The organism is Xanthobacter pollutisoli, from assembly GCF_040044995.1.
Lineage (GTDB): Bacteria > Pseudomonadota > Alphaproteobacteria > Rhizobiales > Xanthobacteraceae > Xanthobacter.
The window spans coordinates 254024-278042 of the sequence record NZ_JBDZDP010000005.1 but is presented as its reverse complement, the minus strand read 5'-3'; the positions used below and the strand labels follow the sequence as shown (position 1 = coordinate 278042).

Annotated in this window: 22 protein-coding genes; 9 read left to right on the top strand and 13 right to left on the bottom strand. The window is 69.5% G+C overall.

Annotated elements, in window-relative coordinates; translation table 11 throughout:
- Positions 1–262: 262 nt before the first annotated feature.
- Positions 263–2908 (bottom strand): ATP-dependent chaperone ClpB, encoded by a 2646-nt coding sequence (clpB, locus tag ABLE93_RS13585; protein WP_348840352.1) that lies wholly within the window; start codon positions 2906–2908, stop codon positions 263–265.
- A gap of 377 nt (positions 2909–3285) precedes the next feature.
- Here clpB and ABLE93_RS13580 point away from each other — a divergent pair, with 377 nt between their 5' ends.
- The 6 genes from ABLE93_RS13580 (at position 3286) to ABLE93_RS13555 (ending at position 7727) form a co-directional block, all read left to right on the top strand.
- Complete coding sequence (locus tag ABLE93_RS13580; RefSeq protein WP_348840351.1) at positions 3286–4080, top strand: MOSC domain-containing protein; 795 nt, start codon at positions 3286–3288, stop codon at positions 4078–4080.
- Between the two features lie 46 nt (positions 4081–4126).
- Positions 4127–4522, top strand: a complete 396-nt coding sequence (locus ABLE93_RS13575; protein ID WP_348840349.1) for a lysozyme inhibitor LprI family protein — start codon at positions 4127–4129, stop codon at positions 4520–4522.
- Positions 4523–4569: 47 nt separating this feature from the next.
- Positions 4570–5313 carry a pyrimidine 5'-nucleotidase gene (locus ABLE93_RS13570; RefSeq protein WP_348840348.1) on the top strand — a complete coding sequence of 248 codons (744 nt, stop codon included), beginning with the start codon at positions 4570–4572 and terminating at the stop codon, positions 5311–5313.
- A 41-nt stretch (positions 5314–5354) separates the two neighbouring features.
- Positions 5355–6188, top strand: a complete 834-nt coding sequence (locus tag ABLE93_RS13565) for a GNAT family N-acetyltransferase (protein WP_348840347.1) — start codon at positions 5355–5357, stop codon at positions 6186–6188.
- Between the two features lie 61 nt (positions 6189–6249).
- A complete protein-coding gene (locus tag ABLE93_RS13560; protein ID WP_348840346.1) occupies positions 6250–6954 on the top strand; it encodes a TerB family tellurite resistance protein in 705 nt (234 codons plus the stop codon).
- Positions 6954–7727: an N-acetylmuramoyl-L-alanine amidase gene (locus ABLE93_RS13555; RefSeq protein ID WP_348840344.1), complete on the top strand. Its 774-nt coding sequence runs from the start codon at positions 6954–6956 to the stop codon at positions 7725–7727. Before ABLE93_RS13560 ends, ABLE93_RS13555 begins: the two co-directional genes overlap by 1 nt.
- A gap of 53 nt (positions 7728–7780) precedes the next feature.
- Here the strand turns inward: ABLE93_RS13555 and ABLE93_RS13550 are convergent, their stop codons facing one another.
- From ABLE93_RS13550 to ABLE93_RS13500, 11 genes are all read right to left on the bottom strand, one after another.
- On the bottom strand, positions 7781–8815 hold the full coding sequence (locus ABLE93_RS13550; RefSeq protein ID WP_348840343.1) for a KpsF/GutQ family sugar-phosphate isomerase: 1035 nt from the start codon (positions 8813–8815) through the stop codon (positions 7781–7783).
- An 82-nt stretch (positions 8816–8897) separates the two neighbouring features.
- Complete coding sequence (locus ABLE93_RS13545) at positions 8898–9512, bottom strand: LbetaH domain-containing protein (RefSeq protein WP_348840342.1); 615 nt, start codon at positions 9510–9512, stop codon at positions 8898–8900.
- Positions 9509–10216 (bottom strand): DUF1045 domain-containing protein, encoded by a 708-nt coding sequence (locus tag ABLE93_RS13540; protein WP_348840341.1) that lies wholly within the window; start codon positions 10214–10216, stop codon positions 9509–9511. The genes ABLE93_RS13545 and ABLE93_RS13540 overlap by 4 nt, the downstream gene beginning before the upstream one ends.
- A gap of 22 nt (positions 10217–10238) precedes the next feature.
- The gene (locus ABLE93_RS13535; protein WP_348840340.1) at positions 10239–10880 is read right to left on the bottom strand and encodes an MBL fold metallo-hydrolase; all 642 of its coding nucleotides are present in this window, start codon (positions 10878–10880) and stop codon (positions 10239–10241) included.
- A gap of 32 nt (positions 10881–10912) precedes the next feature.
- Complete coding sequence (locus ABLE93_RS13530; protein WP_348840339.1) at positions 10913–11743, bottom strand: alpha/beta hydrolase; 831 nt, start codon at positions 11741–11743, stop codon at positions 10913–10915.
- 41 nt (positions 11744–11784) lie between these two features.
- On the bottom strand, positions 11785–13128 hold the full coding sequence (locus ABLE93_RS13525) for a DUF3422 family protein (RefSeq protein WP_348840374.1): 1344 nt from the start codon (positions 13126–13128) through the stop codon (positions 11785–11787).
- A gap of 103 nt (positions 13129–13231) precedes the next feature.
- Entirely contained in the window at positions 13232–13489 is a 258-nt protein-coding gene (locus ABLE93_RS13520; protein ID WP_348840338.1) for a GCG_CRPN prefix-to-repeats domain-containing protein, read from the bottom strand.
- Between the two features lie 74 nt (positions 13490–13563).
- Positions 13564–13872: a GCG_CRPN prefix-to-repeats domain-containing protein gene (locus ABLE93_RS13515; RefSeq protein WP_510183024.1), complete on the bottom strand. Its 309-nt coding sequence runs from the start codon at positions 13870–13872 to the stop codon at positions 13564–13566.
- A 40-nt stretch (positions 13873–13912) separates the two neighbouring features.
- On the bottom strand, positions 13913–14419 hold the full coding sequence (locus tag ABLE93_RS13510; protein ID WP_348840336.1) for a Spy/CpxP family protein refolding chaperone: 507 nt from the start codon (positions 14417–14419) through the stop codon (positions 13913–13915).
- A 186-nt stretch (positions 14420–14605) separates the two neighbouring features.
- On the bottom strand, positions 14606–17152 hold the full coding sequence (locus ABLE93_RS13505; RefSeq protein ID WP_348840335.1) for an ABC transporter permease: 2547 nt from the start codon (positions 17150–17152) through the stop codon (positions 14606–14608).
- The gene (locus tag ABLE93_RS13500) at positions 17152–17886 is read right to left on the bottom strand and encodes an ABC transporter ATP-binding protein (protein ID WP_348840333.1); all 735 of its coding nucleotides are present in this window, start codon (positions 17884–17886) and stop codon (positions 17152–17154) included. Before ABLE93_RS13500 ends, ABLE93_RS13505 begins: the two co-directional genes overlap by 1 nt.
- Positions 17887–17980: 94 nt before the next feature.
- Here ABLE93_RS13500 and ABLE93_RS13495 point away from each other — a divergent pair, with 94 nt between their 5' ends.
- Positions 17981–18610 carry an arylesterase gene (locus tag ABLE93_RS13495; protein ID WP_510183019.1) on the top strand — a complete coding sequence of 210 codons (630 nt, stop codon included), beginning with the start codon at positions 17981–17983 and terminating at the stop codon, positions 18608–18610.
- 184 nt (positions 18611–18794) lie between these two features.
- Complete coding sequence (locus ABLE93_RS13490; RefSeq protein WP_348840332.1) at positions 18795–19100, top strand: hypothetical protein; 306 nt, start codon at positions 18795–18797, stop codon at positions 19098–19100.
- Positions 19101–19209: 109 nt separating this feature from the next.
- On the opposite strand, the gene ABLE93_RS13485 is transcribed toward ABLE93_RS13490, so the two are convergent.
- The gene (locus ABLE93_RS13485) at positions 19210–21189 is read right to left on the bottom strand and encodes a c-type cytochrome (RefSeq protein WP_348840331.1); all 1980 of its coding nucleotides are present in this window, start codon (positions 21187–21189) and stop codon (positions 19210–19212) included.
- A 160-nt stretch (positions 21190–21349) separates the two neighbouring features.
- Between ABLE93_RS13485 and ligA the strand changes: the two genes are divergently transcribed.
- Positions 21350–23788 carry an NAD-dependent DNA ligase LigA gene (gene ligA, locus ABLE93_RS13480; RefSeq protein WP_348840330.1) on the top strand — a complete coding sequence of 813 codons (2439 nt, stop codon included), beginning with the start codon at positions 21350–21352 and terminating at the stop codon, positions 23786–23788.
- The last annotated feature ends 231 nt before the right edge of the window (positions 23789–24019 follow it).

The window sequence follows — 24019 nt, the reverse complement described above, 5'->3', positions numbered from 1 at the left end:
TCTGGGAACCAAAGGGCAGAAAGCCAAGGTTATGGCGTGGCAAAGGGACATTGCGGGGTAACGTCCGCTTTTGGGATTTGGACCGCGTGAGTGGACGGCCGATATGGGGTCGTAAGCCGTCGTCGAGATCGACCCAATTTCAATGCAATTTACCCCAACCCTCGGCACCCAAAGGCGGCGCCTTCAAGCGGCCCCCGGTGCATCGCACCGGGGGCTCCGTCCTTCCAAACCAACCCGGCGCGTTCCCGCCCCGGCCTGACCCTCACGCCGCCTGGTCGTGCTCCACCTTCGCCGCCTCGCTGGCGAAGGTCAGGTGGCCGTTCTCCAGGCCCACCTTCACCTTGGCGCCGTCGAGGATGGTGCCGGCGAGGATCTGCTCGGCCAGCGGGTCCTGCACCAGCTTCTGGATGGTGCGCTTCAGCGGGCGCGCGCCATAGGCGGGGTCGTAGCCCTTCTCGGCGAGGAAGCTGCGCGCCTCGGGGGAGAGCTCGATGGTGATCTTGCGATCCTCAAGCAGCTTGCGCAGCCGGCCCAGCTGGATGTCCACGATGTGGTCCAACTGATCCCGCTTCAGGCGGTGGAACATGACGATCTCGTCGATCCGGTTGATGAACTCCGGGCGGAAGTGACGCCGCACCGCGCCCATCACCATGTCGTAGGCCTCCTCGTCGGAGACGAGCTGCTCGCCGTCGTGGCTCGGCACCTTGAAGCCCATGGGCTGGCGGGGGTCCGACAGATATTCGGCGCCGAGGTTCGAGGTCATGACGATGAGCACGTTGCGGAAGTCCACCGTGCGGCCCTGCCCGTCCGTCAGGCGCCCGTCGTCGAGCACCTGCAGGAGGACGTTGAACACGTCCGGATGCGCCTTCTCCACCTCGTCGAACAGCACCACCTGATAGGGCCGGCGCCGCACGGCTTCGGTCAGCGCCCCGCCCTCGTCATAGCCCACATAGCCGGGAGGGGCGCCGATGAGCCGGCTCACGGAGTGCTTCTCCATGTATTCCGACATGTCGATGCGCACCATCGCCGTCTCGTCGTCGAACAGGAACTCGGCCAAAGCCTTGGTCAGCTCCGTCTTGCCGACGCCCGTGGGGCCAAGGAAGAGGAACGAGCCGATGGGCCGGTTGGGGTCCTGCAGGCCGGCGCGGGCACGGCGCACGGCGGTGGAGACGGCGGCCACCGCCTCCGCCTGCCCGACCACGCGCTTCGCCAGCTCCAGCTCCATGCGCAGGAGCTTCTCGCGCTCGCCCTCCAGCATCTTGTCCACCGGCACGCCGGTCCAGCGGGAGACGACGCCGGCGATGTGGCCGGGGGTCACCGCCTCTTCCACCATCTGGCCGGCATTGCCCGCCTTCTCGATGTCGGCGAGCTTCTTCTCCAGCTCCGGGATCACCGAATAGGTGAGCTCGCCGGCCTTCTGGTATTCGCCCTGCCGCTGCGCAGTGGCAAGGTCCGCCCGCGCCTGGTCGAGCTTCGCCTTCACGGTGGTCGCCTCGCCGAGCTTCTCCTTCTCCGCCTTCCACTTGGAGGTCAGCACGGAGGCCTTCTCCTCCAGGTCCGCCAGCTCCTTCTCGGAGCGCTTCAGGCGATCCTTGGAGGCGGTGTCGGTCTCCTTCTTGAGGGCCTCCTGCTCGATCTTGCGGCGCATGATCTCGCGGTCGAGGGTGTCGAGCTCCTCGGGCTTGGAATCCACCTGCATGCGCAGGCGCGAGGCCGCCTCGTCCACCAGGTCGATGGCCTTGTCCGGCAGGAAACGGTCGGTGATGTAGCGGTTGGAGAGCACCGCCGCCGACACCAGCGCCGAGTCGGTGATGCGCACGCCGTGGTGCAGCTCGTACTTCTCCTTCAGCCCGCGCAGGATGGAGACGGTGTCCTCCACCGTGGGCTCGGCGACGAACACCGGCTGGAAGCGGCGGGCGAGGGCCGCGTCCTTCTCCACATGCTTGCGATACTCGTCGAGCGTGGTGGCGCCGACGCAGTGCAGCTCGCCGCGCGCGAGCGCAGGCTTCAGCAGGTTGGACGCATCCATGGCGCCGTCGGTCTTGCCGGCGCCGACCAGGGTGTGCATCTCGTCGATGAACAGGATGATGCCGCCTTCCGCGCTCTCGACTTCCGAAAGCACGCTCTTCAAGCGCTCCTCGAACTCGCCGCGATACTTCGCGCCGGCGATGAGCGAGCCCATGTCGAGGGCCAGCAGGCTCTTGCCCTTCAGGCTCTCGGGCACGTCGCCATCCACGATGCGGCGGGCGAGGCCCTCCACGATGGCGGTCTTGCCGACGCCGGGCTCGCCGATGAGCACGGGATTGTTTTTGGTGCGGCGCGCCAGCACCTGGATGGTGCGGCGGATCTCCTCGTCGCGGCCGATGACCGGGTCGAGCTTGCCGTCCCGCACGGCCTGGGTGAGGTCGCGGGCGTATTTCTTCAGGGCGTCATAGGCGTTCTCGGCGGTGGCGCTGTCCGCGGTGCGGCCCTTGCGCAGCGCCTCGATGGCGGTGTTCAGGGTCTGCGGCGTCACGCCGGCCTTCGCCAGCATCTTGCCGGCGTCGGTGTCCTTCTCGATGGCGAGGGCGAGCAGCATCCGCTCGACGGTGACATAGCCGTCGCCCGCCTTCTTGGCCGCCTGCTCGGCGGTCTCGAACACCTTGGCGAGCTGCTGGGACACGTACACCTGCCCCGAGCCGCCGGACACCTTCGGCAGCTTCTTCAGCGCCGCTTCCACATCGGCGCGCACCAGCGTGGGATTGCCGCCCGCACGCTGGATGAGGCCCGAGCACAGGCCCTCAGGATCGTCCATCAGCACCTTGAGGAGGTGCTCGGGGGTGAACTGCTGGTTGCCCTCGCGCACCGCCAGCGACTGGGCGGACTGGACGAAGCCGCGCGCGCGCTCGGTATAGATCTCGAAATTCATGCGTCTCTCCTCCTTCCCGCACCCGATACCTTCTCAGGAAGCATAAGGGGTACGGCGGGACACGGTCCCGGCATCCCCGGCTACCGTCGGGCAGGCTGAACGAACCTGCGCCGTGGCTCATGTGGGTGTGGCCCCACGGCAACGGAAGGGGGTCCCCCACGATTTCGGAGCGCCCGCGCGAACGGCGCCTAGCGGGCGCCGCGGGCCGCGGGGTACTGCCCCAAGGTGCTGCGGTGGGTGGACAATCCGCCCTTGACCGCGTCGGCACGGCATGGGACGCCGATGCGGACACGGCCCCGAACCCGCGAGCGCCCATGTCCGCCTCGTCCTCAAGCTCTTCCCCTGCGCCGGCTCCCGCTGACGCCCCCTCAGCTGGGATGCCCGCCGAGGCCGCGCCCCTCTCCCCGGCGCGGGTGGCGGCGCTCTACCGCCATCCGGTGAAGGGGCTCTCGCCGGAAGCGCTCGACGCGGTGGATCTGACGGCCGGCGCCTTCTTCCCCTGCGACCGTATCTTCGCCGTGGAGAATGGCCCGAGCGGCTTTGATCCGCAGGCGCCCGCCTACCGGCAGAAGACCGCGTTCCTGATGCTGATGCGCGATGCCCGCCTCGCCGCCCTCGCCTCGCGCTACGAGGCGGCGACAACGACCCTCACTCTGGCGCTGGAGGGCGCGGAGGTGCTGCGGGTCGACCTCTCAACACATGAAGGCCGGGCCGAGCTGGAGGCCTTCCTCACCTTCTATATGGGAGAAGAAGCGCGCGGGCCGCTCAAGGTCCTCGCCGCGCCGGAGGGCTTCCGCTTCACCGACAGCCTGCGCTCGGGATTCCTGTCGCTGCTCAATCTCGCCAGCGTGGACGACCTCGCCCAGCGCATGGAGGCCGCCATCGACCCGCGTCGCTTCCGCATGAACGTGCATGCGGAGGGCTGGCCGGCAGGGGTGGAGCTGGGCCTCGCCGGGCGCCGCCTCATGCTGGGCGAGGCGGAAATCGCCATCCTCAAGCGTACCGAGCGCTGCGCGGCGGTGAACGTGAACCCCGACACGGCGCTGCGCGACCTCAATGTGGTGAAGGGTCTCGTGGCAGCCTATGGGCATGCCGACTGCGGCGTCTATGCCAAGGTCACGCGGTCGGGCCGGGTGCGCATCGGCGACCGCATCCATGTCGCATCTGTCTGATAAAGCCGCCCGAACCTTCGCACGGAGTTCCCCCAGGAGACCCGCCATGCGCTTCGCATCCCGCCTTTTGAGCCCCTTCTCTCGTCCCGTCTCTCGTACCCTCGCCAGGCACGTCGTTCTCGCCGCCGCGCTGGCGCTTCCGCTCGGGCCGGCGGGCGCGGCGAGCTTCAGCTGCTCGGGCGTGTCGGCCCCCGACGAGGTGGCGATCTGCGCCGATTGCGAGCTCGCGCAGATGGACGTGAAGATGGCGACCCTCTACGGCGTCGTCACCAAGCTCGTGGCCATGGGCCAGCGCGGACAGATCCAGGACGACCAGCGCGCCTTCCTGCGCCAGCGCGCCGCCTGCAAGGGCGACACCGGCTGCCTCACACGGGCCTACCAGACCCGTATCGGGCAGATCGAGACGGCCCTCGCCTCCATCTATTCGCGCGGCCCCTTCTGAGGCATGCTCCCCCGCCTTCCACCCGCCCGCGGGACCCCTGGCAGCCCATGACTCCCTTCCCCACGGTATCGGCCGGTCCCACCACCTTCGACGCGGTGGAGACCTGGGTGTTCGACCTCGACAACACCCTCTATCCCGCCCAGCACGATCTCTGGGGCCAGATCGACGCCCGGATGAAGGGCTATATCTCGAACCTCCTCGGCCTGCCGCCCGAGGAGGCCTTCCGCATCCAGAAGGACTATTACCGCCGCTACGGCACCTCGCTGCGCGGGCTGATGATCGAGCACGGCGTCGAGCCCGATGCCTTCCTCGCCCATGTGCACGACGTGGACCTGACGTCGCTGGACGCCTCGCCGCGCCTTGCCGCCGCCATCGAGGCGCTGCCCGGCCAGAAGCTGGTCTACACCAACGGTTCGGAGCGCCACGCCCGCAACGTGCTGGAGAAGCTGGGCATGGACGCGCACTTCGCTGCCGTCCACGACATCGTCGCCGCCGAATTCCACCCCAAGCCCACCGAGGAAGCCTACCTGCGCTTCCTGCGCGCCCACGGGGTGGACCCGGCGCGGGCCGCCATGTTCGAGGACCTCGCCCGCAATCTGGAGGTGCCGCACCGCCTCGGCATGGTGACCGTGCTTGTGGTGCCGCCGGGCGAGACGGTGGAGGCGCGGGAAAACTGGGAGTTCGAGGGCCGCGAGGACGCCTATGTGGACCATGTGACAGAGGACCTCGCCGGCTTCCTGGAGACGGTCGCCCGCGCCCTGCCGCCGCCCGCCGCGGCGGACCCGGAGTGAAGAGGACCGCCGCCATTGACCCGTCAGGGGAGACCGCCGCGATGACGCACACCATCCGCACCCTCGCCCCGGCGGAGGTCGCGACCGCCGTGGAATGGGCGGCGCAGGAGGGCTGGAATCCCGGCCTAGCCGATGCCGCGGCCTTCCTCGCACAGGATCGCAACGCCTTCTTCGGCCTGTTCCTCGGCGAAGAGCTCGCCGCGGTGATCTCCGCCACGGCCTATGCCGGGGGCTTTCATTTCGTTGGCTTCTACATCTGCCGGCCCGACCTCAGGGGCCGGGGCCTCGGCCTGGCGGTGTGGCAGGCGGCCTTCGCCGGCCTCGGCGGCACGGTGGGCCTCGACGGGGTCGTGGCGCAGCAGGACAATTATGCCCGCTCGGGCTTCGTCCTTGCCCATCGCAACATCCGTTACGGCGGCGTCGCCGCGCCCGGCGCGCCGGACGCGCGGGTGGTGGACATCGCCCCGGCGCATCACGGGGCGGTGGCGGCGCTCGACCGCGCCTGCTTCGGCTATGCCAGGGCGGACTTTCTTGCCCACTGGCTGGCGCCACCGCATGGCCGCGCGCTGGCCTTCGTGACGGACGGCCGGGTGGAGGGCTACGGCGTCATCCGCCGCTGCCGCACCGGCTTTCGCATCGGCCCCCTGTTCGCCGAGGACGCAGAGGCCGCCGGCGCGCTGTTCGCCGCCTTCGCTGCCGTCGCGGCGGGCGAGGAGATCTTCATCGACGTGCCCGAGCCCAACGCAGCGGGCGCGGCCATGGCGGCATCCGCCGGCCTCGTCCCGGTGTTCGAGACCGCCCGCATGTATCGCGGGCCGGCGCCGGAGCTGCCGCTCGGGCGCATCTTCGGCATCACCTCCCTGGAGCTCGGCTGAGCCGCCTTGAGGCCGCCTCAGGCCGGCGTTAGCTGCGACGTGACAGCGGCGGAGGGATGACGTGGCATACGGTCTGATCGGCGGGGCGGGCGTGGGATTTGCGCTGGGTGGACCGCTCGGCGCGCTGCTGGGGGCGCTGGCGGGCCATGCGCTCGACCGGCTGCTGCTTGCCCCGGCGCCGAAGCCGGCCGCCTTCTCGGTGGCGCTCATCGCCCTCTCGGCCAAGATGGCCAAGGCGGACGGGGTGGTGGTGACGGCGGAGGTGGAGGCCTTCCGCGAGGTGTTCGAGATCCCGCCCGAGGACCTCGACGCGGTGGCCCGCCTCTACAATCTCGCCAAGCAGGACACCGCCGGCTTCGAAGCCTACGCCCGGCAGGTGGCCGAGTTGTTCGCCGATGCCCCCGACACCCGCGAGGACCTTCTCGACGCCCTGTTCCACGTGGCCAAGGCCGACCACGCCCTGCACGAGAAGGAACTGGCCTTCCTCTCCGAGGTCGCCCGCATCGTCGGGTTCGAAGGGCCGGCCTACGACCGCATCGAGGCGCGCCACGTCCGCCGCCCCGGCGATCCCTACGCGGTGCTCGATCTCGATCCCGACGCCAGCGATGCGGAAGTGAAGGCCCACTGGCGCGCACTGGTGTCGAGCCACCATCCCGACCGCCTCGCCGGCCGCGGCCTGCCGCCGGCGGCCATCAAGCTGGCCAACGACCGGGTTGCGGCCCTCAACGCCGCCTATTCCACCATCGCACGGCAGCGGGGGCTGTGATGGAGACGCCCCTCGCGCCCGACACGCCGCTGGTGGACGCCGTCGTGCCCTCGCCCAATTTCGGCCCGCGCAAGGCGCAGGTGGACATGCTGGTGCTGCACTACACCGGCATGGCGAGCGCCGAGGCCGCCATCGACCTCCTGCGCACGCCGGCGTCCGAGGTCTCCTGCCATTATGTGGTGCGCGAGGACGGCAGCATCGTTCAGATGGTGGCCGAGGCCGCGCGGGCCTGGCATGCGGGCGTCTCTGCGTGGGAGGGGGTCACCGACACCAATTCCCGCTCCATCGGCATCGAGATCGTCAATGGAGGCCACGATTTCGGCCTGCCGGCCTTTCCCGACACGCAGATGGCGCGGGTGATCGCCCTGAGTGCCGATATCGTCGCCCGGCACGCCATCCGCGCGGACCGGGTGCTGGCCCATTCGGACGTCGCCCCGGCCCGCAAGCGCGATCCGGGCGAGCGCTTCCCGTGGGACCTGCTCCACGGAGCGGGCGTCGGCCATCTGGTGCCGGAGGCGCAGGTCGCCGGCGGCCGCTTCTTCATGCTGGGGGATCGGGGGGAGCCGGTGGCGGCGCTGAAGGCCATGCTCGGCTATTACGGCTACGCCATCGCCCTCGACGATGCCTATGACGCCGCCACCGCCGAAGTGGTCACGGCCTTCCAGCGCCATTTCCGCCCCTCGAAGGTGGACGGCGTGGCGGACGCCTCGACCATTCTCACCCTGCGCGAGCTGATCGCCACCCGCCCGGGAGATGCACCGGCGGTGGCCTGAGGGGATTTGGTCGCCTGCCCCGCGCAGGTTTGATCGGGACCGGCACGCCGCCGTCAGGCGAGGCCGGTCAGGAGCAGGTCGTGGATGTGCAGCGCGCCCACCGGAACCGTGCCGTCCACCACCAGAAGCGCGGTGATCTTGCGCGAGTTGAGGATATTCAGCGCCTCGGAGGCCAGCTGATCGGGCCGCACCGTGCGCGGCGCGGGGGTCATGATGTCGTCCACCGTCCGGGTGGTGAGGTCGTGGGCCATGTGGCGCCGCAGGTCGCCGTCGGTGACGATGCCCACCAGCGCACCCGCGCCATCCACCACACCGACGCAGCCGAGGCCCTTGGCGCTCATCTCCACCAAAGCACCGCCCATGTTGGTGCCGCTCGCCACCACAGGCACTGCGTCGCCCTTGCGCATCACGTCGCGGACGAACTTCAGGCTCGCCCCGAGCTTGCCGCCAGGGTGGAGCTGGCGGAAGTCGAGGGCGGTGAAGCCCCGGCTCTGCAGCAGAGCGACGGCCAGCGCATCGCCCAGCGCCAGCTGCATCACGGTGGAGGTGGTGGGCGCGAGCCCGAGGGGGCAGGCCTCCTGTGCCACCGGCAGGTTCAGCACCACGCTCGCCGAGGAGGCCAGCGCGCTCTCCGGGTTGGACGTGAAGGCGATGAGCGGCACGTCGAAGCGCCGCGAATATTCCACGATGTCGCGCAGCTCCACCGTCTCGCCCGACCAGGACAAGGCGACGATCACGTCGTCGGACGTGATCATGCCGAGGTCGCCGTGGCTCGCCTCGGCCGGATGCACGTAATGGGCGGGGGTGCCGGTGGAGGCGAGGGTGGCGGCGATCTTGCGCGCCACATGCCCGCTCTTGCCCATGCCGGTGACGATGACCCGGCCGTGGGAATTATGGATGGTCGCCACCGCCACGTCGAAGGCCGCGCCCAGCGGTCCGGCCATGGCCTGGGCCAAGGCGTCGAGGCCGGCCTTCTCCGCATCGAGGGTCGCCAGGGCCGAAACCACCGAAGCGACATGCACATGGGGCACGCCGGGGAGCTCGGGCTCGCCGTCGGCCGGAATCTTGTTCGCCGGAGAACGCATCATGGCCGATGGATAGCATTGATCGCCGGCAAAGGGGAGCCAGCCCCCCGCTCGGCCCGATCCGCCTTTGTGCCGTTCCGTCAGCTCAGGCGCCGTATTTCTCCAGAAAGGCCTCGATGGCGAGAGCGCGGAAATCCGGCAGTGCGGCTCGCAGCCGGTCGTGGCTCCAGTCCCACCAGGCAAGCGCCTGGAGCCGCGCGGCGATGGCGTCGGGAAAGCGCTGCTTCACCATCCGCGCCGGCACGCCGGCGACGATGGCGTAGGGCGGCACGTCCTTCGTCACCACGGCGCCGGCCGCCACCACCGCCCCGGTGCCGACGCTGCGGCCGGCGAGGACCACCGCCGCATGGCCGATCCACACGTCATGACCGAGGGTGAGCCCTTGCTCGCGGCGCCACTGGAAGAAGTCGTCCTCGTCCGCCTCGCCGGGGAAATAGGCCGAGGCGCGATAGGTGAAGTGGGATTGCGAGGCCCGCCAGGTGGGATGGTTGCCCGGATTGAGCCGCGTCATCGCGGCGATGGAGCAGAAGCGGCCGATGCGGGCATAGGCGATGTCCGCATCGTTCATCACATAGGAATAGTCGCCCATCTCCACTTCCAGCAGCTTGGTGCGCGGGCCGACCTCGGTGTAGCGGCCAAGCTTCGAGGCGCGCAGCTGCGCGGTGGGATCGACGAGCGGCGCCTCGCCCAGCACCTTCATGCCGCGCTCCCGAAGGCGAAGCGCCGCATCAGGCGGAAGCGCGGCGCCCCCGGCTCCTGCGCATAGAGCGCGATGCCGGTGGCGACAGCCGGCACGTCGGCGCCGCTGGCGGCGAAGGCGGCCTGGAGCGCAATCAGCGCGTGGTCGCGCTCGGGCTCGGGCAGGGGACCGGTCAGGGTCATGTGGAAGCGGAATTCGTCGAGGACATAAGGATAGCCGTAGGTTTCCAGATAGGTCAGCTGGCGCGCCGAGAGCTTCTCGGGGTTGCGGCGCGCCACCTCGGCGGGCGAGAGCGCGGCGCGCAGGCCCTCCAGCTCCGTCACGGCGGAGACGGCGAGGTCCTCGAGCTTGGGCGAAGGCACCGCCGGAACGAGGGCGATGAAGGCGCCGAGCGCCCGCACCTCCAGCGGTGGCATCTCGAAGGCGTGGTGGCCGCCGGCGCAGGCCGCCACCGCCGCTTCCAGATCCTGAACGCTGCAGCCCTCGGCGAGACGAAAGGGCGCCTTCAGGGTGCCGTGGAAACCGTAGCGCCGGGGCTCGGCCGTCACCTCGCTCCAGGTCTCCGGGTCGAAGCCGGGAAGGTCCGGCGCAGCAGGCGCGGCACCGGTCTCGGCATCGAAGCCGATCACCGCGGAGCCGAAGCGCCACAGGGGGCTTTCGGCGGGCGGAGCGAAATAGACGGCGTAGCGCTCGGCGGCGGTCACGGCAGGCTCCGTCGGCAGGGGCTCAGCGAGGCAGGAAGGGATTGCTCTTCTTCTCGTCGCCGATGCTCGTGACAGGCCCGTGACCCGGCAGGCAGACCACGTTGTCGCCGAGGGGGAGCAGCTTGTCGACGATGCCGGAGATCAGCTGGTCATGATCGCCATAGGGAAAGTCGGTTCGCCCCACCGAGCCCTTGAACAGGGTGTCGCCGACCATGGCGAGGCCGATGGGTCGGTAGACGAACACCAGATGGCCCGGGGTGTGGCCCGGCACGTGGAGGATGTCCAGTGCCAGCTCGCCGACGGTGAGGCTGTCGCCCTCGTTCAGATAGCGGTCGGGGGTGACGGCGCGGGCGCCGGCGATGCCGTACTTCTCGGCCATGGCCGGGATACCGTCCATGAGGAACTGATCGGCGGCGTGCGGCCCTTCCACCTTCACGCCCAGGCTCTCGGCCAGTTCGGCGGCCCCCGCCGCGTGGTCCACATGGCCGTGGGTGAGCAGGATCTTCTCCACGCTCGCGCCGGTCTCGGCGAGGGCGGAGCGGATGCGCTCGAGGTCGCCGCCGGGATCGATCACCGCCGCCTTCATGGTCTTGGTGCACCACACGATGGAGCAGTTCTGCGCGAACGGCGTCACCGGCACGACGGCGATCTGGATGGGCTGCATGGAAACTCCGGTCAGGCTGCGGGCGGCGGCGCTCACACGGCGATGGCGCGGGCCATCTCCACGAGGCGGCGCACCATGTGGGAGGTGGGATCGGCGAGGGCGTCCACGACGGTGAAATGGTCGGCGCCGGGCACGTCGAAATAATGCGCGATGGCGCCCTTCTCGCTCCAGCTCGCGGCAAGATCGCGGGACTGCCGCAGGAATTCCGCGCTCTCCGCTCCGCCAACGAAGGCATCGAAGCTGCGCCCCGGCGGCAGGGGCCACAGGGTTGGCGACAGCCGGAGCGCTTCCGCCGCGTCGAGCTTCAGCGCCTTGTTCATGGTGGTTGAGACCAAGGGCTCCAGCTCGTAGACGCCCGAGATGCCGAGGCCGGCGACGATGAGATCGTCCGGCGTGTCCACGTCGATCTCGCGCCAGGAGGTGGCGGCCAGCGCCGCGGCGAGGTGGCCGCCGGCGGAATGTCCGCACACCACCAGCCGCCGGCCCACGAGGCGATAGAGCGTGATGGCGGCGGCCCGCGCCTGCGCCAGGATGGTGCCCACCGGCACCATGGGCGCGAGATCGTAGCCGGCGAACGCCATGGCGACGCCGTGCTCCAGGCAGCCCTGGGCCGCGAAGGTGAAGTCGCGCGGGTGCAGCGACTGGAAATAGCCGCCATGGATGAACAGCACCACCGGCGCCTGCCGGTCGGTGGAGGGCCACACGATGTCGAGGATCTGGCGGGGGCCGGCGCCGTAGGGTGCGCCGAGGTCGGCGGCCACCGCCGCGCCGCGCATGGCGGCGGAGCTGTGGGCCCAGCGCTCGAAGATGGCCGGATGGTCCGGCACGCGGGCGCGGTTGTTGTATTCGACCTCGTGGTCCATCGGCCCTCCCCCGTCTCGCGCGTGCCGCGCGTCTTCCGCCCCTACTCGCCGTCGCCGTGGGACCGGCGGATACGGCGCACCACCGACCACACCCCCAGCAGGGCGAGGGGGACGGACGCGGCCGTCACCAGCCCCACGTCCAGACGGACGCCCAGCGTCGAGACATCGATGCCGCTCTCGTGGATGCCTTCCGCGAGATGGTGCACGAGGCTCACGACATAATAGGAAATGGCGGCGACCGACAGACCCTCGACCGTGCGCTGGAGGCGCAGCTGTAGGCGGGTGCGCTCGTTCATGGACGTGAGGAGGTCGCGGTTCTGCTGCTCAAGCTCCACGTCCACCCGCGTGCGCAGCAGGTCGGCGGCGTTGGCGAGCTTCTGCGCGATCTTGTCCTGCCGCTCCTCCAGCGAGAAACAGGTGCGCATGGCCGGCGCCATGCGGCGGTCGAGGAATTGCTGCCAGGTGGGAAAGCCCGGCACCGACATCTCGCGGATGGTGGCGAGGCGCAGGCGCACGATCTCCATATAGGCGCGGCTGGCGCCGAAGCGGAACAGGGAGGCGGTTGCCCCCGCCTCCAGCTCGGCCGCGAGGGCGACCAGCTCGTCCAGCAGCTTGTTGTTATCGCTCAAGCCCTTGGCCGAGGTCATCTCGGTCGCGGCGGCGGCAAGGCGCTGCTCGATGCGGGCCACCGCCGGCGACAGGCGCTGCGCTTCCGGCAGGCCGAGCAGCGCCAGGGTGCGGTAGGTCTCGATCTCCAGGATCCGCTGCACCAGCGCGCCGCAGGCCTCGGCGCCCAGGCCGCGGTCGCGCACGAGGATGCGCACGAAGCCGGACGGGTCGGCCATGAAATCCGTGGCGATCTCGGCGAAGCCGTCGTTCACGTCGGAGCGGGCCAGGCTCGAGCGCTCGAATACCTTGTCGAGGAAGAAGTCCTCGGCGGTGTCGCGCAGGAGGTGCAGATCCACCGCCACCAGCAGCGGACCGGACTGGGCCACCTCGCCGAACGGGCTCGCCAGCGTGGCGGCCGGCGGCTGGAACGGCAACCCCCCGGGCTGGATCTCGGTGGACGGCAAGTCCCAGGTGTAGGTGCAGAATTCGGCGTGGCTCTCCCACCGGAGCTCGGCGCCGCCGAACGAGACATGGTGGTATTTGGCGCCGGGCGCCGGGGCCGGCAGGCCGCGCGCATTGCATAATGCGGCGAGCGCCGCGCGGTCGGCCTGCGCGCCGGCGGCATCCAGCAGGAAGGCGGCGTGCAGCATGCGCCGCGGCGCTACCGCGGGCACGAAGGGGCGGGCGTGGAGCTCGCGCAGGATGGCGGCCCTGAGCGGGTGGGCGGACAAGGCCCGCCCCTCGCCGATGACGAGATCCGCCTCGCCTTTCCCCATCACGGCCGCTCCCTCCCGGTTTTTTTCCGTGCTGGCACGGCAACGGCGCCCGATCAAGCCGCCGGGGGCCGTCCTGTGGTCGCACCGGGTGGGGAGCTAAGGGTCAGCGGCAGACGCGCACCGGGCCCCACGGGCCGGGACGCCACCAGCAATAGCGGGGGCCCCAGTAGGGTCCGCCCCAATAGGGGCCGTTGGGACGGCAGCCGCCCCAGGGTCCGCGATGGAAGCCCCAGCCGCAGCCCTGCGCGACCTTCTCCACCGTCGGCACCTGTGGCTGCGCCGGCGCCGGGAAGGCGGCGGCGGCGCCCATGCCGAGGCCGAGGAAGGCGAGCGCGCCCGCAATCACCATGACCTTGCGCATCACCGATCTCTCCACCCTGGACACCTGTCGGGAGGCGGCGTCGCCGCCGCCTCCCTCAACGCGCGATCCGCGTGTCAGTTGCAGACGCGCACCGCGCCATAGGGGCCGGCGCGCCACCAGCAGCGCCGCGGCACCACCACGACGGGCGCCGGGGCGACCACCACGGGGGCCGGGGCCACGACGACGGGCCGCGGCGCGACCACCACGGCGCCATTGGGCTGGCAGCCGCCCCAGGGTCCGCGGTGGAATCCCCAGCCGCAGCCGCCGGCCACGGTCTGGACGGTCGCCACCTCGGGCGTCTGGAGCGCCGGGAAGGCCGAGGCGCCGCTGCTCAGGGCCACCGCCGAGAGCGTCGCGCCCCCGAGGGCGAGAGCGAAGGTCATCAGTCTGTGCATGGAAACCTCCTGTTGAGGGGCGAGGAGATCACTCTTCTTCCTCGAAGATCCAAAGCTCGGTGGAAGACGGCGCCTGCCCGTGGTCGTGGACGCCGAGGAAGGTGGGAATGCGGTTGACCTGGGCGGGCGTCAGCGCCGCCACGAAGGGCTTGGCGGCATCGACGAAGGTCGCGAGCGCCTTGCCGCGGGCCTGCTCGGCCGCCGCCACCTGGGCGAGGACGTCGAGTACGGTGGCCGGCGGTGGGGCGGAGGCGCGGGCCTCGCGGCGGGCGATAGCGCCCTTCACGGCGTCGCGGATGGCGGTCTCCACCGGGGGCCACAGCTTCTCCTGGTCCGGGGTGAGGCGCAGCACGGTCTTGAGCGCGGCGAGGCGCGCATCGAGGATGGCGGCGGCATCTTCGGGGGTATACGGCACGCCGGCGGAGGCCGGGCCGGGCCCCATGCCGGGGGCGGGCGCCGGCTGGGCCGCGGCGACGCCGCAGGCAAGCACCGTCCCCATCACGGAGGCGAGGGCAAAAAGGCGGAACGAGCGCATGGTCTGTTGCTCCCTGTGCGGTCCGGCGCGGGGCCGGCCGGTCTTCTTCGGGATCGGGGCGGAGGCGGCACGCCTCGGCCGCCTCGCCGACTCGCATGGCTGCGGTGGCAAGGCCGATATTGGTAACACCCCTGTCCGCACGGATGGGATTTTTGTTCCGTGCCGACTTACGGTCCGTGAACGGCGCTAAAGATGCCGCAACACGCGCGCGGGCGGGGCGGATAGCGCCCGCAGCGTGCCGAGAAGGCCGATGCCGAGCGTGACCACCAGCGCGCCGAGGATCGCGCCCAGCGCGGCGAGCGGGGCGAAGCTGAACGGGATCTCCATCACCTGCGTGACCACGCCATAGGCCGCAAGGCTTCCCGCCGCCGCGGCGATGAGGGCGGTGGCAAGCCCGAGGCCGGCATATTCCAGGCCGTAGGCCAGCGTCAGCCGGCCGCGCGTCGCGCCCAGGGTCTTCAGGATGACCGCGTCATAGATGCGCCGCTCCCGTCCCGCCGCCAGAGCGCCGGCGAGCACCAGCACCGAGGTGATGAGGGTGACGAGACTCGCCGCGCGGATGCCCAGGGACAGGTTGTCCAGCATGCGCTGGGCCTCCTCCAGCGTCTCCTTGACCCGCACGGTGGTGATGGCGGGGAAGCGGGCCGCCGCAGCCTTGAGCAGCGCCACCTCCCGCGCCGTGTCGCCGCCGTCCGGGAAGGCGAGGGTGGCGAGCACCGTGTGCGGCGCGCCGGCGAAGGTGGCCGGCGAGAACACCATGACGAAATTGATGCCGAGCCGCTCCCACTTTACCTCGCGCAGATTGGCGATGCGGGCGGTGATGGAGCGCCCCAGCACGCTCACCGTCACCGTGTCGCCGAGACCGAGGCCGAGACCCGCGGCGAGCTCGGCGTCGAACGAGACCAGCGGCTCCGTCTCGCTCGCGCTCCACCATTGGCCGGCGACCACCCGCGAGCCCTCCGGCACGGCGGCGGAGCTCGAAATGCCGCGGTCGCTCTGCAGCACCCAGGCGGCGTCGGGGCGGGGCTTCACCTCCTCGGCGGGAATGTCCTTCACGCGGGTGATGCGGCCGCGCAGCATGGGCACGGATTTCACCGCCGATCCCGGCGCGGCCTCGGCGAGGAAGGCGCGGAAGTCGGCTTCCTCGCCGCTCGGCACGTCCACGAAGAAGAAGCTCGGCGCCGCATCGCGCATGGGGCCCTGCAATTCGTGGCGCAGGCTCGCGTCGATCAGGGCGATGCCCACCAGCAGCGACAGGCCGAGGCCGAGGGAGAGCACCACCGACGGCGTCAGCGCCCCCGGCCGGTGGATGTTGCCGAGCGCGAGCCGCACCATGGCATCGCGCGGCCGCGGCGCGCGCCGCGCCAGGGCCATCAGCCCCGCCGCCACCAGACGCAGCAGCACGAACACCGCCGCCGCCGCCGCGATGAAGATGGCAGCGGCGCGCTTGTCGTCGGAGGTCGCGAGGGCGAGCGCCACCAGCGCCGCGCCGAGGAGGCCGATGAGCGCCCATCCGCCGGGGGCGATGCGCGGTCGCGCGTCGCCGATGCCGTCGCGGAACAGGGCGGAGACCCGCGCCTCCTGCGCCCGCGCCAGAGGAATGATGGAGAACAGCGCCGCCACCAGCACCCCGTAAAGCGCCGCCAGGGCCAGGGCGGCCGGATCGAGCCGCGGCTCCAGGGGGAACGGCACCAGCGCGCCAATCGCCGCCGCGGCGACGAAGGGCAAAGCCGCTCCCAGCATCAGGCCGAGAGCAATGCCCAGCAGCGCGATCAGTCCGATCTCTGCCCCGTAGGTGAGGAAGATGTCGCGGCGGGTGGCGCCCACCGCCTTCAATGTGGCGATCACCTCGCTCTTGCCGGCGAGATGGCTCGACACCGCATTGGCGACGCCCACCCCGCCCACCAGCAGCGCGGTGAGCGCCACCAGGGTGAGGAACTGGCTGATGCGGGTGACATTGCGGGCGAGCTGCGGCGTCGCGCCGTCGCGCGTGCGCACCTCGTAGCCCGCCTTGCCCAAAGGCTCGCGCACCTCGGCCATCACCGCCGCGAGGGTGTCCGGCCGCGGATCGTCCAGCAGCAGGCGGTAGCTCCAGCGCACGAGGCTGCCGGGCTGGATGAGACGGGTCGCCGGCAGCGCCGCCGTATCGACGAGGAGCCGCGCGCCGAGGCCGATGCCCGACGAGAGCTTGTCCGGCTCGCTGGTGAGCGCAGCCCGGACCTGAAGCGTCGCATCTCCGAACAGCAGCCTGTCGCCCACCTTGAGGCCGAGCCGGCCGAGCAGCACCGGATCTGCCGCCGCGCCGAAGACGCCGTCGCGCGCCGCCAGCGCGTCCGTCAGCGGGATTGGCGGGTCCAGGACCGGGCTGCCAACGAGGGGATAGGTGGCGTCCACTGCCTTCAGCTCGGCGAGGGCAGCGTCGCCGCCTTCGGTACGGGCCATGGCGCGCAGCAAGGCGACGGTGCCGAGGGTGCCGTGGCGTTCCAGGCTGGCGCGCTCCTCCGCCGTCATGTCGCGCTGGACCAGGGTGAAGGCCGCGTCGCCGCCGAGGATGGCGCGGCCCTCCCGCTCCAGCCCCTGGGTGAGGGCGCCGGCGAACGAGCCGATGCCGGCGATGGCGGTGACGCCCAGCACCAGGCAGCCGAGGAAGATGCCGAAACCGCGCTTGGCACCGCGCAATTCCCGCAGGGCGAGGCGCGCGGCCAAGGGCAGGCGCAGGGAAAGAGCCGCCATCACGACGCCTGCGCGCCGGCCGGCACGGGGGCGGCCGCGGTCAGGCGGTCGTCCTCGATCACCCCCGAGCGCAGCCGCAGCACCCGCCCGCACCGCCGGGCCAGGGCGGCATCGTGGGTGACGAGCACCAATGTGGTACCGCGCGCGCGGTGGACTGAGAAGATGAGGTCCATCACCTGCCGGCCGGTGGCCTCGTCGAGATTTCCCGTGGGTTCGTCGGCCACCAGGATGGGCGGCTCGGGGGCGAGGGCGCGAGCGAGCGCGACGCGCTGCTGCTCGCCGCCGGAGAGCTGGGCAGGATAATGCTGCGCCCGGGCACCGAGGCCCACCGCCTCCAGCTCCCGCGCGGCGCGGGCGAAGGCATCGGCCCGCCCCGCCAGCTCCAGCGGCACGGCGACGTTTTCGAGGGCGGTCATGGTGGGGATGAGATGGAAGGACTGGAAGACGATGCCGATATGCCGGCCGCGGAACCGCGCCAGCGCATCCTCGCCGAGGCGGGTGATGTCGGTGCCGGCGACGCTGACCCGCCCGCCGTCCGCCCGCTCCAGCCCGGCCATGACCATAAGCAGGGTGGACTTGCCCGAGCCGGACGGACCGACGAGGCCCACCGCCTCGCCCGCCCCGATCTCGACAGAGATATCCTTCAGGACATGGACGCGGGCCGCCCCGGTGCCGAGGGCGAGGTCCACATGCTCCAATGCGATGGTGCGGGGCGGAGAGGAAAGATCATCCATGCCGGAAATAGCCGTCGTTCCAAATCTGCGGGGCGCCAAGGCCGGAGCAGGAAGATACCTGCGCCCTGACCTATGGGAGACGGCATTTAAGGCTTTGGCGGGGCTGATCGCGGCGGTGGGGCTCTTCACGTTCGCGTCAGCCGCCGCGGCCGCGCCCGTGCGCATCGTCGCCTTCGGCGACAGCCTGACGGCCGGCTACGGCATTCCCCGCAGCGCCGCCTTCCCGGCCCGCCTTGAGGCGGCGCTGAAGGCCAAGGGGCTGGATGTGCGGGTGGAGAATGCCGGCGTCTCGGGCGAGACCGCGACACAAGGCCTCGCCCGCCTCGACTGGTCGGTGCCCCAGGGCACGGACGCGGTGATCGTCGAGCTCGGCGCCAACGACATGCTGCGCGGCCTCGATCCGGCCACCACCCGCAAGGCCCTGGCGGAGATCGTCGCCCGGCTGAAGGCCCGCGGCATCCACGTCCTGCTGGCGGGCATGAAGGCGGCGCCCAATCTCGGTCGGCCGTATCAGGAGACGTTCGACCGCATCTTCCCGGATATCGCCTCGGCCGAAGGGGTGCTGCTCTATCCCTTCTTCCTCGACGGCGTCGCCGGCAACCGCACCCTCAACCTGCAGGACGGCCTCCACCCCACCCCGGAGGGCGTGGACCGCATCGTCGCGGGCATCCTGCCCAAGGCGCAGGAGCTGGTCGCGCAGGTGGAGGCGGCGCGCGGAAAGTGACCGGACGGCAGGCGAACGGCTGAGTCGCAGCCGCATTGCACAATTGTTGGTCAGATTGCCCCGCGCGGATCAGCACTTGACCAATCGGTGGTCAGGATTCTAAATTCCGCCGCTTTTTCGCGGGTGCGCCCGCCGTTCTGTTGCGTTTTGCGTAGTTTTCAATTGTCAGCAGTGAGAATGAACAATGGTCCGCGAATTTGAGTATCAGGGAGAGACGTTCCGCGTCACCGCCCACGGTGTTCACGGCCACGAAGAGATCTTCATCGTTCATATCGAGGAAGATGGCGTGGAAGGCGCTGAGATCTCCATCGACCGCATGACCGAGGAGAACGACACCAGCGCGCCCATCGAGGCGATCCTGGTGATGCTCTGCGACAAGCTCATTCCCCAGAGCGAGATCAAGGTCCAGGACGCCAGCGCCCCGTTCGCCTGGCGGCAGGGCAATGTGGTGTTCGAGGTCCACGACGGCCTCCAGAACCACCACGACTGAGACCGGCGCACCCTCAATTCTGAAACGGAAACGGCCGGCCCGAAGCATCGGGCGCGGCCGTTTCACATGAAACATGGTTAACGCCGCCCCGCGGGGCGGCGTCCGCACTCTATTTCTTCGCCGCAGGGGCCGGCGTCGCGGCTGGCGCCTCCACCGCCACCTTGCGGGGCGGCAGCAGCTGGAGCGTCTGCACCGCCTGGCCGGCGAACTGGTTGAGCAGGGCATTCTGCTCGGCCACCGAGGTCTGCACCTGCACCACCGCCCGGCAATAGGCGAGGATCAGGGCATTGGCGACGTCGGACGGCCGCGCCTTGGGGTTCTGCTGGTAGAGCGTGGTCGCCGCCGTGGCGATGGCGTCGCCGGCGAGGGGCGGCTTCACCGGGCCGAGCAGCTTCGTCGCGGCGGCGGAGAGGTCGGCCGGCACTGCCTTCCCGTCATCCGCCGGGCAGGCGATCTTGTCGGCGAGGCTCGCCGGCTGCTGGAGCACCAGCCCCGGTCCCGCGGGCAGCGCCCAGGCGATCGGCTGGGAATCTACCGGCCCCGACACCGTCCGACGCGACACCTCCAGCGCCGCCTGCAGGGTGAAGCGCCGCAGCTCCTGCGTCTTCTGCCAGTCGGGCGCATCGCTCTTCGCCACCACGGGGCAATAAGCGGCGGTGAGCGCATCCACCACGGTGCCCGAGCTGGAAGAGCCGGAGGCCGCCTTGTAGGCGTCGACCATCATGGGAATGGAGCGTTGCCCGCCGGCCATCATGGCGGAGAGCGCCGCCACCGCCTGCGGATCCGGCCCGTCGGTGCCCGGCGCGCCGCCCACGTCTGGGCAGGTGAAACTGGAGGCCGCCTGGGTGCCGTAGTCCGGCACGTGGGCGGTGGCCCGCCAGACGGCCACCATGGATGCGGTCACGTTGGGGGCGGCCGTATTACCCCAGGAGGTGCGCACGTAATTGGCGAGGTCGGCGATCTGCTGGTCGCCGAGGCGGCCGGCGAAGGACGGCATGGCGCCGTAGGTGCCGCCGGTCGGAAGCCCGCCCAGCACCGCCATGATGATGTTGTAGGGCTCCGCCGCCACCACCGCCGGATTGCCGGCGAGGGCGGGCACCGTGTCGCCGCGGCCCGCGCCCTTGTCCATGTGGCAGACGGCGCAATTGTCGATGTAGAGCGCCGACGCGCGGGCGTAGACGTCGGCCGGCAGCGGGGAGGCCGCCTGCGGGGCCGGCTTGTCCTTCGGCGGGGGCGCGTCGAACAGATAGGTTACGAGCGCGGTGCGGTCGGCGTCCGTGAGCTTGCTCAGGGAGTCGTGCACCACCTCGCCCATGGGACCGAACACCGACGTCTTGCCCGGCGCCGAGCCGGTGGCGAAGAAGGCGGCGAGGGTCTGCGGCGTCCAGCCGGACTTGGTCAGGGCGGCGGAGGCGATGTCGGGCGCCCAGTAGCCGTCCACGTCAGCGCCGAGGAAATGCGCCTTCGGCTTGGTGGCGCCCATGATGTTGCGCGGCGTGTGGCAATCGCCGCAATGGCCGAGCGCGGTGGCGAGATAAGCGCCGCGGTTCCAGGCCTCGCTCTTGCCCGCGGTGGGGGCAAGGCGCGCGTCGGTGAAGAACAGCTCGCGCCACGCCAGCATGCCGAGGCGGATGTTGAAGGGGAATTCCAGCTGGTTGGCCGGGGGCGTGTTGGGCACGGGCGGCACCCGCCGCACATAGGCCCACAGCGCCTTCATGTCGTCGTCGGAAATGCCGGTGTAGGCATCGAACGGCATGGCCGGATAAAGATAGGCGCCGTCCTTGCGGATGCCGTTGCGCACCGCATTGACGAACTGGTCATAGGTCCACTGGCCGATGCCGGTGGAGCGGTCGGAGGTGATGTTGGGCGAGTAGATGGCACCAAACGGCGTGTTGAGGGCGAGACCGCCGGCGAAGGGCTTCGCCTTGTCCGAGGTGTGGCAGGGCATGCAGTCCGCCGCCGTGGCGAGATACTGGCCGCGCGCCACCAGCGCCGAATCATCCGCCGGCTGGGCCAGTGCCGCAGTGGAGAGCAGTGCGGCGACCGCTGCGGCCGAAAGTGTTGCGCGGGATTGGAACGCCTTGGCCATTTTTGCCCCCCAGAGAATCTGTCTAACGCCCTAGCTTGGACATCTTACAAATTCGCGACGCCGATGCAGCCGGTGTTTTCCCCGCCCCCGACGACCACCTCCGGGCGGGCCTGTTGAAGTGGGCGCCGGCCTTTGCCACAACAGCCGGCCGGAGGACCCCATGACCGTGGCCGAGCCATCTGCCCCCTTGCGTTCCATCGAGGTCGCGGCGCTTTCCCCCGCGGAGGCGGCGAGCGAGCACGCCGCCCTCGGCGCCGAGATCGCCGGCCACGACGCGGCCTATTACCGTGAGGACGCGCCCGTCGTCACCGACGCGGACTACGACGCGCTGCGCCGGCGCTACGAGGCCATCGAGGCGCGCTTCCCGGGGTTGAAGGGCGAGGACAGCCTGTCGGAGCGGGTGGGCGCGGCGCCGTTGGAGAAGTTCGGCAAGGTCCCGCACAAAGTGCCGATGCTTTCGCTGGACAACGCCTTCTCTGAGTCCGACGTGGAAGAGTTCGTGGCGCGGGTGAAGCGCTTCCTCGGCCTGGCCGCCGAGGAGGAGGTGGCCTTCACCTCGGAACCGAAGATCGACGGCCTGTCCTGCTCCCTGCGCTACGTGGGCGGCCGGTTCGAGGTCGCCGCCACCCGCGGCGATGGCGCCGAGGGCGAGGATGTGACCGCCAACGTGCGCACCATCGCCGACATTCCCGAGCGCCTCCATGGCCACGGCGTGCCCGACGTCATCGACGTGCGCGGCGAGATCTACATGGCGAAAGCCGATTTCGAGGCCCTGAACGCGCGGCAGGCGGCGGCGGAGGAAAAGGTCTTCGCCAATCCGCGCAATGCCGCGGCCGGCTCGCTGCGCCAGCTCGACCCGTCCATCACCGCATCGCGGCCGCTGAAGTTCTTTGCCTATGCCTGGGGCGAGGCGACGAGCCTGCCGGCGGAGACCCAGCACGGCATGGTGGAGGCCTTCGCCCGGTGGGGTTTCACCACCAATCCGCTGATGGTGCGTGTCACCACCGCCGCCGACCTCCTCGCCCATTACCGCTCCATCGAGGTGGAGCGGGCCACCCTGCCCTACGATATCGACGGCGTGGTCTACAAGGTGGACCGGCTCGATCTGCAACGCCGCCTCGGCTTCGTCTCCCGCTCGCCGCGCTGGGCCATCGCCCACAAATTCCCCGCCGAGCAGGCGACCACCGTGCTGGAAGCCATCGACATCCAGGTGGGGCGCACCGGCGCCCTCACCCCGGTGGCGAAGCTCACCCCCGTCACCGTGGGCGGCGTGGTGGTGGCCAATGCCACCCTGCACAATGAGGACGAGATCGCCCGCAAGGACATCCGCGTCGGCGACACGGTGGTGGTGCAGCGCGCCGGCGACGTGATCCCGCAGGTGGTGCGGGTGATCGCGGAGAAGCGGCCGGAAGGGTCAAAGCCGTACAAATTCCCTCACGTTTGCCCCGTTTGCAAATCGCATGCGGTGCGCGATGTCGATATCAAAACAGGCAAGGTGGATGTAGTGCGGCGCTGCACCGGCGGACTCATCTGCCCAGCTCAGGCTGTAGAACGCATTCGCCATTTTGTCTCGCGCAACGCCTTCGACATTGAAGGGTTGGGAGATGAAAATGTCCAGCTTCTGTTTGACGCCGGCTTGATTCACAATCCTGCTGACATATTCACCCTGCATCAGCACCGCGACGCAGTCCGGAAGGCCTTCTTTCTAAAGCGCGAGGAACGGGCGCGTCAGCGAGAGGAACAGACGGGGAGAGTCAGAAAGAAGGTCCTGTCTGAGGAGGAACGTAATTTCCTCGACATTGAGAATATGTTCATCGCAATCGATAACCGAAGGAAAATTAGCTTCGGGAGATTCCTTTTTGCCTTAGGTATCCGTGATGTGGGAGAGGTGACCGCAAAGGCGCTGGCCAAAGCATTTATCACCGTGGATGCCTTTTCAGCTGCTGTATCTGCCGCGGTGCCTGGAAGGCCAGGCGAAGCATGGTTCCGCCTTCTCAGCATCAAGAAAATTGGAACTATCAGTGCCGAGGCCCTTGCAGACGCCATTTCTGATAGGACGCGGACGATAGGAAGCCCAGAGACCATTCTTCGCCGTGTCTTTGAAGCGGCAAAACTGAATTCCGGTCAGCGCACCGAGCTACGCTTGGAGCATAAGGGCGACATTGAAATCATCGCCTTCCTCAACAGCGCAGCGGCTAATCGACCAAGCCCCGAGTTCCAAACCCTTGCTAACGTCCCGGACGTAGGACCGGTAGCTGCAGCATCCCTTTGCGAGTTCGTTGCGGAAGATCACAATTGGCTTCTCTTTCAAAAGCTTCTAGGTCAAGTTCAGATCGTACCGGAAGAGGCTCAAACCGCTTTGATGGAAAGCCCAGTAGCAGGCAAGATCATCGTCTTTACGGGATCATTGCAGAAAATGAGTCGTAATGAGGCAAAGGCTGTGGCCGAACGCCTCGGCGCCAAAGTCGGGAGTTCTGTGTCCCGAAAGACGGATTTGGTCGTAGCGGGTGCTGAAGCCGGGTCAAAATTGGATGACGCTCGAAAAATCGGGGTTAAAGTGATTAGTGAGGAGGAGTGGTTATCGATGATAACTGAATAGGGGGGCGGCATGTGGCTGGTGGTCAGGGGCTCTACTGGCAAGGAGTATGAGGTCGTTCGATTCTTACGAGACGGCTTCAAAGGGCTTTTGTGTAGTTGCAAAGGTGGCTTAAATCGTAGGCTGTGCCGGCACGTATCCGCCTTATTGGACGGCATTCCGGACAACATAGTTCGTGGAGATGATTCCGTTCTTACCGAATGGCGATTTTATCGCGAAACTGATGATTACAAG